The organism is Paenochrobactrum glaciei (assembly GCF_039522165.1).
Taxonomy (GTDB): Bacteria; Pseudomonadota; Alphaproteobacteria; order Rhizobiales; family Rhizobiaceae; genus Paenochrobactrum; species Paenochrobactrum glaciei.
Map to the genome: position 1 here is coordinate 104,356 of NZ_BAAADE010000001.1, position 14,109 is coordinate 118,464.

Genomic DNA, 14,109 nt, shown 5'->3' on the forward strand with positions numbered 1-14,109 from the left:
GGGCGAAACAGCACTATGCAATCCCGCCCTGCAACACTTAATAATCGGCTCAGCCAAGTTCAGCGATTAGTCGATATCTTCGACCACCACGTCACTGCCGCTGATGCGATGCGCAAGTGATGCTTCCATAAACGGTGTCACAGCACCATCAAGCACTTCTTGCGGATTTGTGCTTTCCACGCCGGTACGCAAATCCTTGACCAACTGATAAGGCTGCAAGACATAAGAACGGATCTGATGTCCCCAACCGATATCGGTTTTGGAAGCCGTCATAGCGTTGGTAGCTTCTTCACGTTTTTTCAGCTCTTCTTCATAGAGACGAGCACGCAACATCGACCATGCGGTTGCACGGTTTTTATGCTGCGAACGTTCCGACTGACACTGAACCACAATGCCGGACTTAATATGCGTAATACGCACAGCAGAGTCCGTTGTGTTAACGTGCTGCCCACCGGCACCCGATGCGCGATACGTATCAATGCGAACATCAGCTTCGGTGACATCCACTTCAATATTATCGTCAATCACCGGATAGACCCAGATGCTGGAAAAGGATGTATGACGACGCGCATTGGAATCATAAGGCGAAATACGAACCAGACGATGCACACCGGATTCGGTTTTCATCATGCCGTAAGAATTATGCCCCTTAATCAGCAGCGTTGCTGATTTGATACCGGCTTCTTCACCATCGTGAATTTCAAGCAGCTCAACCTTACGACCGCTCTTTTCTGCCCAGCGCGTGTACATGCGCAGCAACATCGAAGCCCAGTCCTGACTTTCCGTGCCACCGGCACCGGCATGAACTTCTACATAAGTGTCGTTCGGATCAGCTTCACCCGACAAAAGCATATCGATCTGGCGTTTAGCGATATCGGTTTTCAGTGCACGGATAGCATCTTCTGCATCAGCGATAATCGACTTATCACCCTCTTCCTCACCCATCGCGATCAGCTCAATGCTGTCCTGCAAGGTCTGGGTCAGATATTTGATGCCATTGATGCTGTCATCAAGCTGCTGACGCTCACGCATGAGCTTCTGCGCTTCTTGTGCATCATTCCAAAGGGTTGGATCTTCTGCGCGCTGGTTTAAATAACCCAGCCGTTTAATGGACTGATCCCAGTCAAAGATGCCTCCTCAGCAGGCTTATGGCCTGCTTGATTTCGTCGACCAAGCTCTCAATTTCAGCGCGCATTCGCTTTATATTCCTTAATCTATTCTCAAATTTCAAAAGCAGCTATCTGCTCTTATGCTTCATTTATCAAACAAATGATGAGGCAACATAGTCACCTCATCAAAGCCTGTAAAGAATTTGTAGTGTTAATACAATCCGCCGGAACCGGACGAAAGCGCACGCGTTGCTTGCGGTGAGCTCGGCGCAATTGGTGAACCCTCTTGGAAATCACCCATACCGATAACCGAATAAGAATCGGCAGGCCCAGTCCCCGGTTTGAAAGCTTCCATGAAAGCATCACCCGAACCAGATGCTGTACGCATACCTGTGCGACGGTTGATCGGAATCATCATCATACCTTCCGGTACACGGAACTCAGATTTAGGCTTGCCGACCATTGCCTGTTCCATGAAGTTCTTGAAAATAGGAACCGCCAATGCACCACCGGTGCTACCACGGCCAAGCGGCGTCGGATTGTCATAACCAACATAAACACCAACGACCAGATCAGGCGTAAAGCCTACAAACCACGCATCTTTTTCATCGTTGGTTGTACCGGTTTTACCAGCAACCGGACGTTTGAGATCTTGCAGCACGCGAGCAGTACCACGAGCAACAACACCTTCCATCATCGATGTAATCTGATAGGCGGTCATCGGATCAAGCACCTGATCACGATCATCAATCAACTCCGGCTCATCCTGATTTGACCAGGCTTCCGAATTACAATTTTCACATTTTCTGCTGTCATGCTTGAAAATGGTCTTACCGTAACGATCCTGAATACGGTCAATCATTGAAGGCTCAATACTGCGTCCGCCATTGGCCATTACAGAATAACCAGTAACCATACGCAGAACGGTCGTTTCGCCCGCACCAAGTGACATGGAAAGAACTGGCAGCATCTTATCATAAATGCCAAAACGCTCTGCATATTCAGCAACAACATTCATGCCCATATCTTGCGCCAGACGAACGGTCATCACGTTACGCGATTGCTCAATACCATAGCGCAGAGTTGAAGGGCCGGAGAATTTACCGGAATAGTTTTTAGGCGCCCAAATACCCAGCGAACCACCTTGATTAATCTCCAGCGGCCCATCCAGAACAACGGATGCCGGCGTGTAACCATAATCAAGCGCTGCTGCATAAACGAACGGCTTAAAGGACGAACCCGGCTGTCGATAAGCCTGCGTTGCGCGGTTAAATTCGGATTCGGAGAAGGAGAAACCACCGCTCATAGCCAGCACGCGGCCAGTATGCGGATCCATCGCAACCATAGCGCCTTCAACTTTCGGCGGCTGCTGCAAACGGAACGCAGTCTCGCTTCCTTTTTTCGAGGAAACATAAACCACATCGCCGACTTTAAGGACGCCTTCCGGCGACTTGGCACTGGTGCGCTTGCCGTCAATAACCATGACGCGCATCGCCCATTTCATATCATCGGCAGCGATAAAGCCTTGTTTGCGCTCCTTGGAGCGCGCACCTGATGCTTCACGTGATGGCTGCAAGCCAATATCCGCACCAGTTGAAGAAACATTGAGCACCACCGACAATTGCCACTCCGGCACATCGGAAAATGCAGAGATTTCGCCAAGCGGCACACCCCAGTCGGAGCCAAGCTCAATATGTTTATAGGCACCACGATAACCGCGCACTTCATCATAACGCAGCAAAGCTGACTGTAATGAATTGCGTGCCATAACCTGCATGGCCGGATCCAAGGTGGTGCGAACAGACAAGCCGCTTTCATAAAGCGCTTTGTCACCATATTTGGCGATAATCTGACGGCGAACTTCTTCGGTGAAATATTCAGATGCAAAGAGATATTTTGCAGTCTGACGAATATTCACATGCAAAGGTTCAGCTTTGGCAGCTTCTGCCTCTTCAATTGTGATATATTCGTTTTCGGCCATACGGTCGATTACGTAATTGCGACGCTCCACAGCGCGTTCCGGCTGGCGGAACGGATGATAGTTGGCAGGTCCTTTCGGCAAAGCTGCCAGATAGGCCATCTCAGAGATAGTCAACTCACCAACCGCTTTATCATAATAGGTCAGTGCGGCACCTGCGATACCATAAGCACCCATCCCGAAGAAAATTTCATTCAGGTACAGCTCAAGGATACGATCTTTTGAATAGGCCTGCTCAATACGCATAGCCAAAATCGCTTCTTTGATTTTACGGTCATAAGTCTGCTCGGTGCTCAACAGAAAGTTTTTAGCTACCTGCTGTGTGATCGTCGAAGCACCTTCAGGGCGACGACCACTGCCAAGCCCCTTCACGTTATTGACCATGGCACGTGCAACACCGCCAATGTCCACGCCATTATGATGATAGAAATTTTTGTCTTCAGCAGAGACAAAGGCAGCTTTCACGCGATCAGGAACAGCCTGAATCGGCAGGTACAAACGACGCTCTCTGGAAAACTCAGCCATCAAACTACCGTCAGACGCATGGACACGCGTCATCACAGGAGGCTCATACTTCTCCAGAACTTCGTAATCGGGCAGTTCCTTGTTTATTTTGCCGATGAAAACCGCAACGGCACCAGCAACCATAAGCATGAATACGGCACCAATGCCGAAGAAATATCCGATAAGTCGTACCATAAACCCGGAATCCTACCTTCCGTATCACCAAACAGCTGCCTTCAATTGACAACCAATCAGTTTAATTTCCGTCACATGCATTCGCATCATGCGTCTTCGTCAACAGCCCTTAACGCATTAGCAGCACGCTCACGACACTTGACCGCAGGTAGTGAAGTGCAATTACGTCAAAGGCAAGATCATTTATGAACTTTTAACTTAAAATTACGAACTTCAAGCCACTTTATCTGCCGGATGTGCAAAATTGCAGCAATTTACAAAAGCTCTTGCTGCCATTTATCGCACCCGAACAATGGTTTATTTGAGGTGAAGTTTAAATCACACAAGTTAAAAAGAAATCAAATATTTTGCCAGTTGCCTAAATTAAGCAACCACCTCACCCGGATCATGGAATCGGTGACAGACTGGTTTTCAGCGTTGCAAAATGCTTGATCGCCACCACCAGACGCTCGGCAAAGAGCTGACGCCATGCCGGATCAGTGATTAGTTTTTCGTCTTCTTTATTTGACAAATAACCCATTTCCACCAAAACGGATGGAACATCCGGTGCACGCAACACCTGAAAACCGGCAAAACGATGCGGATTATTAATCAGACTGATCTCGCCCTCCAGTGATTTAACCACCTTATCGGCAAATTTCAGAGAAAAACCGTGTGTCTCACGACGGGTAAGATCAAGCAGAATATCAGTAACTTCCGGCAGATCTTCCGGCACAATACCGGCGAATTCGTCTGATCTATTTTCACGCTCTGCCATTGCACGCGCCACCGAGTCCGATGCTTTGTCGGAAATCGTATAAACGGTCGCGCCACGAATATAGTGCTGGGGCACACTATCAGCATGAATGGAGATAAAAAGATCAGCCTCATGCTGACGTGCAAGACGCACGCGCTCGCCGAGGCGTAAAAACACATCTTCATCCCGCGTCATAAAAACCTGAAAGTCTTTTTCTTTCTCAAGCCGGTCACGCAAATCACGGGCAAAGGCCAGCGTCACATCTTTTTCTTTAAGACCGGTGACGCCTTCAGCACCACTATCAATTCCGCCGTGACCGGCATCAAGCATAATAGTGAATTTTTTAGCAGCCTTTTGTTGCTCACGCGTCTTCTTATCTTTTGCGGCCTGCGCCGGACTTACATTACTCTTGCTGTTTTGTGCAGCCAGTGCATCGGCAAATTCCCGATCGGAACTGGCAACAATGTCAACCATCATACGATAACCAGGGGCATTCTCGTTTTTGATGACATTCATATTTTCAAGCTTGAACGGCCCGATAAGCGACAATATCAAGCGTGAGCGCCCCTCACCTGCCAAACCATAACGCACGGATGAAACCAGACCGCGCGGGGTCAGTGATTTCTCGTCAAAACCAAAACGCGTTTCACTCAGTTCCATCACGAGACGATGCGGCTTAGAAAACAAAATTGGCCTCACATCCGGCTTCTCATCAAACATAACGACAACACGTGTGCGTAATTCATCGCCAGCCATACGGAATGTTAAAGCAGAAACGGGAGCCGCCATAGCAGCCTGAATGCTTAGGAAAAAAATAATTCCAAGACTTAAAATCATTCCCAAAAAAGAACGCATTACCATACCATAATGTGACAAGACTGAACCGATTGCTTTTTTAAAACCCGCTTTTTATCAAGGATTTTTGACGAACATATATAAAGTAAGCTCTGAGAGAGATGCATCTAGATTATACTTGTGTCGATATTTCGACCAAGAAAATTGTCAGAGCAAACCAGAGCTGAACTAAACGCATCACAGTTAATGTTTTATGTATAAAGGCTAATTTTGACTCTCCCGACAAGCAGTTGCAGAGTGCTTGCGTGGCTGCTTAGAAATATTCCTTCTTGTCATGAGTGAAAACAGGTCATAAAAGCATAGTTAGGTTTCGGTTTTGCCCGCAGAATCAAAGTCCTGAAATAACTGGTGAAAGCAGTTATAACTCGGACTTTCCGCGCAAATGGCGACTATCAACGCCAAGCCGTTGCCGCACAGAATTTTGCGGTTCACACCGCTTTTTAATTGGACGACAGCGTCTTTATTCAACGTGGTCGCCAGCTCTGTTACAGGGCAAACAAGGTCGGCCTGGCATTTCCAGGTCATTATTTAGGTCGTTTCGTTCGGAACAGATATGGGTCAACAAAGACCGATCATTACCAGGCAGGAAACCGCGATCGCCGCAAGGCAGTTACGCGTAGAAGCCTTATTGCCTGTTTCGAAGAACCTCGAACCATCCGACAGACGCACTCTTAAGCGAGCAACCAAAGCACTGGTTCTCTTGCGCCCCATTGACGTGCGCCGCGTTGTCGGCAGGAAAAACAAACATGTTAAACAAGATGCTTATCGATGCCTCTCACCCGGAGGAAACGCGCGTTATTGTTACGCGGGGCAACAAGATCGAAGAATTTGATTTTGAATCCGAGCATAAAAAACAACTTAAAGGCAATATATATCTCGCACGCGTAACCCGCGTTGAGCCATCATTGCAGGCAGCCTTTGTCGAATATGGCGGCAACCGCCACGGCTTTTTGGCGTTTTCTGAAATCCATCCTGATTATTATCAGATCCCGGAAGCTGACCGTATTGCATTGATGGAAGCAGAAGCTGCCGCTGCTGCAGCCAATGCTGACAGTGACGATGATGATCACGACGAACAGCCGCAAAACAATGCGCCTGCTGCCCGTTCGGAACGCAATGATCGCCGTCGCGGCAATCGCCGCCGTAACCGCCGCTACGACAATAGCGCGGCTAAAAATGCTGTGCCTGCCGCTGAACCGGTTGGCCCTGGATTTGTCGATTATGTACCGGGCACACCGGCTGTTCCGCATGCAATCCACATGGACAGCGTGTCAGAACCGGCTGATGATTTCATTTCCAACAATCATGATGATGACGATATCCATGATAATGGCAATGATGACGAAAATGACACTGTCGAATCCGTTGGCTCCGAAGATGCCATGGAAGAGCTGCCAACGCATAACCGCGTGCATCGCCGCCAGTACAACATTCAGGAAGTTATCAAGCGCCGCCAGATTTTGCTGGTTCAGGTCGTTAAGGAAGAGCGCGGCAACAAGGGCGCGGCTCTTACCACCTATCTGTCGCTCGCTGGCCGCTATTCCGTTTTGATGCCAAACACTGCCCGTGGCGGTGGTATTTCGCGCAAGATCACCAATATTCAGGATCGCAAGCGCCTGAAAGACATTGTTAAAGAGCTGGAAGTGCCGCAGGGCATGGGCGTGATTTTGCGTACAGCCGGAGCCAACCGCACCAAGGCTGAAGTCCGGCGCGACTATGAATATCTGATGCGCATGTGGGAAAATGTGCGCAATCTCACGCTGCAATCCATGGCGCCTGCCCTCGTCTATGAGGAAGGCAGCCTGATCAAACGTTCGATCCGCGACCTTTACAATAAAGACATCAGCGAAATTCTGGTTTCCGGTGAAGACGGTTATCGTGAAGCCAAAGAATTCATGCGGATGTTGATGCCGAGCCATGCGCGTGTCGTGCAGCCATATCGCGAACAATCGCCAATCTTTGCCCGCAACGGCATTGAAGCGCAGCTTGACCGCATGTTGCTGCCGCAGGTGACGCTGAAATCCGGCGGTTACATCATCATCAACCAGACAGAAGCACTGGTGGCGATTGACGTTAACTCCGGTCGCTCGACCCGTGAACATTCGATTGAAGATACAGCTCTCCAGACCAATCTGGAAGCAGCCGAAGAAGTGGCGCGCCAGTTGCGTCTGCGCGACCTTGCCGGTCTTATTGTTGTTGACTTCATTGATATGGAAGAAAAACGCAATAACCGCGCCGTCGAAAAGAAAATGAAAGACTGCCTGAAAGATGATCGGGCACGTATTCAGGTTGGCCGTATTTCGCATTTTGGCCTGCTGGAAATGTCTCGTCAGCGCATTCGTGCGTCTGTGCTCGAAAGCACGATGCAGCTTTGCCCGCATTGCGGCGGCACCGGCCATATCCGCTCCGACTCTTCCATGGCGCTGCATGTGATCCGCGCTATTGAAGATTATCTGATGCGCAATAGCGGTTACGATATTTCAGTTCGCACCCCTGCATCAACAGCCCTTTATGTACTGAACCATAAGCGCCAGCTCTTGTCAGACCTCGAAGCCCGTTTTGGCCTCAACATCCACATCAATGCGGATGAATCGGTCGGTGTACAGAATCTGGTCATCGATAAAGGCGCACCATCGACCCGTCCGATCACCATGCCTGCCCTGCAACCGGCAGACTATTATGATGATGGCATTGAAGATCCTGAACTGCCGGTTGAAGAAGATGAGATCGAAGCAGAAGCTGACCTCGTTTCTTCCGACAAGGAAGAAGCCAACGGCAGTGATAATGATCGCCGTCGCCGCCGCCGTCGCCGCCGTCGTGGTGAGCGTGACAATCATGCTGACAGTCATGATGCAGATGCGCAGTCCGACAATGAGAATGAACGTGAAGGTCATGCAGATAATGCAGGCGCAAACGGCCATTCAGATGATGATCAGCGTAAAAAACGCCGTCGTGGCCGTCGTGGCGGACGCAAAAACCGCCGTGATGATGGTCATTACAGCCACTTGCCTGCTGCCGAATTAATTGGCGACTGGACAGAGCTGCTTACAGCCGCCGAAGCCAAGCGTCAGGCTGCAAAAGAAGCTGCTGAAAAGGCCAAAAATGTGCCACCAGCAGAACCTGTTCCAGGTCCGGCACCTATGGCAGCAACTGCCAGCGCGGAAGCAAGCATCAAGGTTGAGACTGTTAAAGCTGAACCTGCAAAACCTGCTGAAACTGTAGCACCTGCGGCTGAAAAAACGGAAGAAAAGGCTAAAAAGCCTGCTCGCCGCCGCACCAGCAAAGCTAAAGCACAGACTGAAGAAGAAGCAGTTGTCGTTGCTGAAGTCGTTGCCGAAGCTACCGAAACTGTTGAAGTTGCAGTCGAAGTAACAGGAGCCGTTGCGGAAGAAGCAGCCGCGGATGAAAAACCTGTCCGCAAGCCGCGTGCACGTAAAACCGCGACCAAAGATAAGGCTGAAGAAAAAGCACCTGCAAAAGCCGCAGAAAAGCCTGCCCGTAAGCCTCGCACCCGCAAAGCCAAGGCAGAAACTGAAGATGCGATTGAATCTCCGCAAGATGTGCCAGCCGCTGGCGCTTCAGAACCGGAACAACAGCCTATCGTTGAAACGGTCGAGCCAATTGCTGTCCCAGTGAACCAGCCACAGGAATCATCCCAGCCGGTGATTACCTCTAGTGATAACGAAGAAGCTCCTGCAACCAAGCGCTCTGGCTGGTGGCAGAAAAAAAGCTTCTTCTAAGCGAAGCTCTGATATTTCATAAATAAAAAGCCCCCATGTTTCGCATGGGAGCTTTTTTTACAGCTGCGATAAGAACATATAAAAAAACGCGCCGGTATGATCGGCGCGTTCTTCTCAATTCATGTAGTCAACAATTAATGCAAAATCTGGCTTAAGAACAATTTTGTGCGTTCATGCTGCGGGTTATCAAAGAATTCTGCCGGCGCATTTTCTTCAACAATCTGCCCCTGATCCATGAAAATCACCCGATTGGCGACCTGTCGCGCAAAGCCCATTTCGTGGGTCACGCAAATCATCGTCATGCCTTCTTCCGCCAAGCCGACCATTGTATCCAACACTTCCTTGATCATTTCCGGATCAAGCGCCGAAGTCGGCTCATCAAACAGCATAACGCGCGGGTTCATACAAAGCGCACGGGCGATTGCCACGCGTTGCTGCTGACCGCCAGACAATTGCCCTGGATATTTATTGGCCTGCTCCGGAATTTTTACCCGTTCCAGATAATGCATGGCCACTTCTTCTGCCTGTTTTTTTGGCATTTTGCGCACCCAGATCGGAGCCAGTGTGCAATTTTCCAAAATAGTCAGATGCGGAAAAAGATTGAAATGCTGGAACACCATGCCAACTTCGCGACGTACTTCATCAATCTTTTTTAGATCATTGGTAAGCTCTGTGCCATCAACAATGATCTTGCCCTTCTGGTGGTCTTCCAATCGGTTGATACAGCGGATCATCGTGGATTTACCCGAACCTGAAGGCCCTGCAACAACGATGCGCTCTCCCCGCATCACCTTCAAATTGATATCCCGCAGCACATGAAATTCACCGTACCATTTGTGCATATGCTCGATTTCAATTGCCACTTCGGTTTTTGAAACCTGCATTTTAGGTGTCTCACTGGCGGCAGCTTGCGCTGCAATCTTATTGGCTTGTGCATTCATAACCGTTTATTCCCTCAATTATTATCGTTTGTGGCCAGTATCGAGACGGCGTTCCATGAAGATAGAATAGCGCGACATACCAAAACAGAAAATCCAAAATATGAAAGCGGCAAAAACCAAACCTGTTACCGGTGTTTGCGGTGTCGCCCAATTCGCATCAGAAAAATTCTGCCTTACAATCCCAAGCAAGTCGAACATACCAATAATGTAGACAAGACTTGTGTCCTTGAATAGTCCGATGAAGGTATTCACAATGCCCGGAATGACCATTTTTAAGGCCTGAGGCAAAATGATGAGGCTGGTTTTGTGCCAGTAGCTCAAGCCCAGCGCTTCCGCGCCCTCATATTGTCCTTTCGGGATTGCCTGCAAACCACCGCGCACCACCTCTGCCATATAGGCAGAAGCAAATAAGGCAACGCCGATCAGTGCGCGCAACAATTTGTCAAAGCTAACGCCTGGCGGCAGAAAAAGCGGCAGCATCACACTTGCCATAAACAAGACTGTTACCAGCGGCACACCACGCACTGTTTCAATAAAGATGATCGAGAGCGCCTTAATCACCGGCAGATTGGAGCGTCGTGCCAAGGCAAGTAACACGCCGAGTGGCAGTGAAATGGCAATGCCGACAAAGGACAAAACAAGCGTTACCAGCAGCCCGCCCCATAATGGCGTTTCGACATAAGACAGGCCGAAAAAGCCACCAACCAGAAAAATAAATGCCAGCACCGGAAAGCATATGAAAAATAAAATGGCATTAGCCACCTTATGCTTCACCGAAGGAATCATCAGTGGCACCAGCAAAATGACAAAAAAAGCGGCTGTAAGATTAACGCGCCAACGTTGATCAATTGGATAGCGCCCATAGAGAAACTGCTGATATTTGTTCTGCACAAAAGCCCAGCATGCGCCTTTCCAACCTTCGGCCAATTGGCCGCCTTGCTCGGTGGTGAGGCAAGCCACACGATCCGTGCCCGTCCAGACTGCATCGATAAACAGCCAGCGTATTAAAGGCGGCACGGCCAGCCAAAGAAGCAGAATGGCAAGAATGGTCAAAATCGTATTGAGCGGTGTTGATAAAAGATTGCCGCGAATCCAGGCCCAAACACCGACATTATTGACCGGCGGATGCTCGCATGGTGCCAGATTTTCACGAACATAAAGTAAGTTTTCTCCGGTCATATCAGCGCTCCACCAATGCCATTTTGGCGTTAAACCAGTTCATAAAGCCGGATGTCAGTAGACTGATGCCAAGATAGATCACCATCCAAATCGCCACGACCTCAATCGACTGACCTGTCTGATTAAGCACTGTGCCGCCGACAGCCACGAGATCGGGATAACCGATAGCAATCGCCAGTGACGAGTTTTTCGTCAGGTTCAGATATTGGCTTGAAAGCGGCGGAATAATAATACGCATGGCCTGCGGAATGACGATCAAACGCATTGTCTGACGCGATCGAAGGCCAAGCGCTTCGGCTGCTTCTGATTGGCCACGACTGACCCCCAGCACACCAGCACGAACCGTTTCCGCAATAAAAGCAGCCGTATAAAAAGAAAGCGCTAAAAACAGTGACATAAATTCCGGCTTGATTTGCGCACCGCCACTTAAGCTGAAAGTGCCAAGCTTCGGATAATCAAAGCTTAAAGGCATGCCGAGTGCCAGAAAGAACACGAATGGTAAACCGATAATCAATCCCAGATTAACCCAAACAGTCGGAAAGGACTGAGCTGTGCGGATGCGCCGTTTGCGCGACCAGCGGCTGATAATAAATGCAGCCACGATACCAAACAAAAATACGATACCGACAATGCCAGCACCTTCCCCCCAGACAAAAGCCGGAAAGAAAAAGCCACGATTGTTCAGATAGGTATGAAGTGGCCATTCCAAGCTTTGCCGTGCTTCAGGCAAAATAGAAATAACACCGAAATACCAAAAGAAAATCACCAGCAAAGGTGGAATATTGCGGAAAACCTCCACATAGACCGTGCAAATTTTTCTGATCAGCCAGTTATTGGACAATCTTCCGACACCGACCAAAAAACCGACAACGGAAGCAACGATAATACCAAGTGCTGCCACGTAAAGCGTATTGACCAGCCCCACCAGCAGCGCACGGCCATAAGTGGAATCATTGGTATAATCGATCATCGTCTGGCTGATATCAAAGCCCGCACGCCCTTTTAGAAAAGCAAAACCGGATGCGATATTCGCTTTCTGCAAATTGGCAACCGTATTGCCAACAATCCAATATACAAAACTGACAACGGCGATAAAAACCAGCGCCTGATAAAAAATACCGCGAATACGTGGATCATAAAGTAATGAGCCGCGTGCTGATTGTGTTGTTTCATGCGCTATCAAACCTGAGGTCATTTACTTCCTCACAGATGTTAAGCGGAGCTTGATAAAAGAGTAGCCAATACCAGCCCGGTCACTTTAGTGACCACGGTTGGCTTCTATCTCCGCCAGCTGCCCTGCCCTTTATGAGCACACAGCCTGAAACATGATAATGATCTGCATTTGCCGGAATTCGTGCCAAAGGCTTTTTAAAAGCCTTTAACACCTTATCATTATGATCGTCTTTAATGATGATGGGCCGATCAGGGCAGCCACCACATGCTAAAAGACATTCGTTTATTTAAGGCTTATAGAGCCCGATTAAGCAGCACCGGCAAAACCCGTGTTTGAATACAAATTCAATCTATAAATTGGTCACACTAAAAATCACACGAGCTTTGAGATCATTCCTTATGCGTCAAGGAGACCGTATCTATTTTATTATACTGATACGGCCGCCTTATCCGCGCCCCTCAAATCCGTTATTTACCGGATTGGCATGCCATATTGCAGGCCACCCTTCGTCCACTGAGCATTGATACCACGAGCAATTTTCAACGGGCTACCTGAACCGATATTGCGGTCAAACACTTCGCCGTAATTGCCAACGCCCTTGATGATCTTAACTACCCAATCATTTTCAAGCCCCAGATCAGTACCGATCTTGGTATCTGCTTCAGTGCCAAGCATACGCTTGATTTCAGGATTGTCGGAGTTTTTCATCTCATCGATATTCCCCTGATTAATGCCCATCTCTTCGGCATCCAGCATAGCAAAATGCACCCAGCGCACCACATCCGCCCATTGGGAATCACCTTGGCGAACAGTCGGCCCTAATGGCTCTTTAGAAATGATCTCCGGCAAGACGATATGATCATCAGGATTGGAGAGGCGCAAACGGATGGAATAAAGGCCGGATTGGTCGGTGGTATAAGCATCACAGCGACCGGCATCATAGGCCGCATTCACCTCATCCACCTTCTCAAACACAACCGGATTATATTCCATCTTATTGGCACGGAAATAATCAGCCAGGTTCAACTCGGTCGTCGTGCCTGCCTGCACGCAAACCGATGCGCCGGAAAGCTGTAAGGCTGAATTGATGCCCGCAAGCTTTTTAGCATTGATCATGAAGCCCTGACCGTCATAATAATTCACACCGGTAAAATCGAGACCAAGCGATGTATCACGCCCGATTGTCCAGGTCGTATTACGGATCAGAACATCCACCTCACCCGATTGCAAAGCCGTAAAACGCTCTTTTGCATTGAGTGGTGTGAACTTAACTTTGGTTGGATCGCCAAAGATGGCTGAGGCCACAGCGCGGCAATAATCCACATCGAAACCTGTCCACTCGCCTTTATCATCCGGCGAGGCAAAACCTGTCAGCCCTGTATTAACGCCACATTGCAAAAAGCCCTTGGCTTGCACATCTTCCAATGTGCCCGCCGATGCACCGGCACTCATCATCACTGTCGACAATGCTGCACCGAAAATAATTTTTCCCACTACGCTCTGATGAATATTTTTCTTCATTTGGTGTTTAACCTTTTTATTATTTTCCCCACGAACAACCCTCAGAGCGTACCGCATTTTATCAATTCCCCGGTAGATGCCCTATTAACCGATATGGGTCGATCTTATCACCTTCTCATGGAAGGCGATAAATCGCCAGTGGTCAAGAGATTTCGTGTTAAACTTTCTTATAAGAAA

General features: G+C 48.9%; 10 protein-coding genes. 1 reads left to right on the plus strand and 9 read right to left on the minus strand.

What is annotated here, in order from left to right:
* Positions 1-66: 66 nt before the first annotated feature.
* The 5 genes from prfB to ABDZ76_RS00570 form a co-directional block, all read right to left on the minus strand.
* A protein-coding gene (gene prfB, locus ABDZ76_RS00550; RefSeq protein WP_343800013.1) for a peptide chain release factor 2 occupies positions 67-1,195 on the minus strand; the annotation gives its coding sequence in 2 pieces (ribosomal slippage) (positions 67-1,125 and positions 1,127-1,195; 1,128 coding nt in all).
* A gap of 125 nt (positions 1,196-1,320) precedes the next feature.
* Positions 1,321-3,786 carry a penicillin-binding protein 1A gene (locus tag ABDZ76_RS00555; RefSeq protein ID WP_343800015.1) on the minus strand — a complete coding sequence of 822 codons (2,466 nt, stop codon included), beginning with the start codon at positions 3,784-3,786 and terminating at the stop codon, positions 1,321-1,323.
* 385 nt (positions 3,787-4,171) lie between these two features.
* On the minus strand, positions 4,172-5,383 hold the full coding sequence (locus ABDZ76_RS00560) for an N-acetylmuramoyl-L-alanine amidase (RefSeq protein WP_425541743.1): 1,212 nt from the start codon (positions 5,381-5,383) through the stop codon (positions 4,172-4,174).
* A gap of 297 nt (positions 5,384-5,680) precedes the next feature.
* Positions 5,681-5,902: a hypothetical protein gene (locus tag ABDZ76_RS00565; RefSeq protein WP_343800017.1), complete on the minus strand. Its 222-nt coding sequence runs from the start codon at positions 5,900-5,902 to the stop codon at positions 5,681-5,683.
* Between the two features lie 33 nt (positions 5,903-5,935).
* Positions 5,936-6,088, minus strand: a complete 153-nt coding sequence (locus ABDZ76_RS00570) for a hypothetical protein (RefSeq protein ID WP_343800019.1) — start codon at positions 6,086-6,088, stop codon at positions 5,936-5,938.
* Between the two features lie 35 nt (positions 6,089-6,123).
* Here ABDZ76_RS00570 and ABDZ76_RS00575 point away from each other — a divergent pair, with 35 nt between their 5' ends.
* Positions 6,124-9,117 carry an Rne/Rng family ribonuclease gene (locus tag ABDZ76_RS00575; protein WP_343800021.1) on the plus strand — a complete coding sequence of 998 codons (2,994 nt, stop codon included), beginning with the start codon at positions 6,124-6,126 and terminating at the stop codon, positions 9,115-9,117.
* A 134-nt stretch (positions 9,118-9,251) separates the two neighbouring features.
* Here ABDZ76_RS00575 and ABDZ76_RS00580 read toward each other — a convergent pair whose 3' ends face one another.
* The 4 genes from ABDZ76_RS00580 to ABDZ76_RS00595 all read right to left on the minus strand — a co-directional run bounded on the left by ABDZ76_RS00580 (position 9,252) and on the right by ABDZ76_RS00595 (position 13,932).
* Positions 9,252-10,058 (minus strand): amino acid ABC transporter ATP-binding protein, encoded by an 807-nt coding sequence (locus ABDZ76_RS00580; protein WP_343800022.1) that lies wholly within the window; start codon positions 10,056-10,058, stop codon positions 9,252-9,254.
* A gap of 21 nt (positions 10,059-10,079) precedes the next feature.
* On the minus strand, positions 10,080-11,237 hold the full coding sequence (locus tag ABDZ76_RS00585; protein ID WP_343800024.1) for an amino acid ABC transporter permease: 1,158 nt from the start codon (positions 11,235-11,237) through the stop codon (positions 10,080-10,082).
* A gap of 1 nt (position 11,238) precedes the next feature.
* Positions 11,239-12,432, minus strand: coding sequence for an amino acid ABC transporter permease (locus tag ABDZ76_RS00590; protein ID WP_343800026.1), 1,194 nt, complete (start codon positions 12,430-12,432; stop codon positions 11,239-11,241).
* Between the two features lie 450 nt (positions 12,433-12,882).
* Positions 12,883-13,932 carry an amino acid ABC transporter substrate-binding protein gene (locus tag ABDZ76_RS00595; RefSeq protein ID WP_343800028.1) on the minus strand — a complete coding sequence of 350 codons (1,050 nt, stop codon included), beginning with the start codon at positions 13,930-13,932 and terminating at the stop codon, positions 12,883-12,885.
* Between the last annotated feature and the right edge of the window lie 177 nt (positions 13,933-14,109).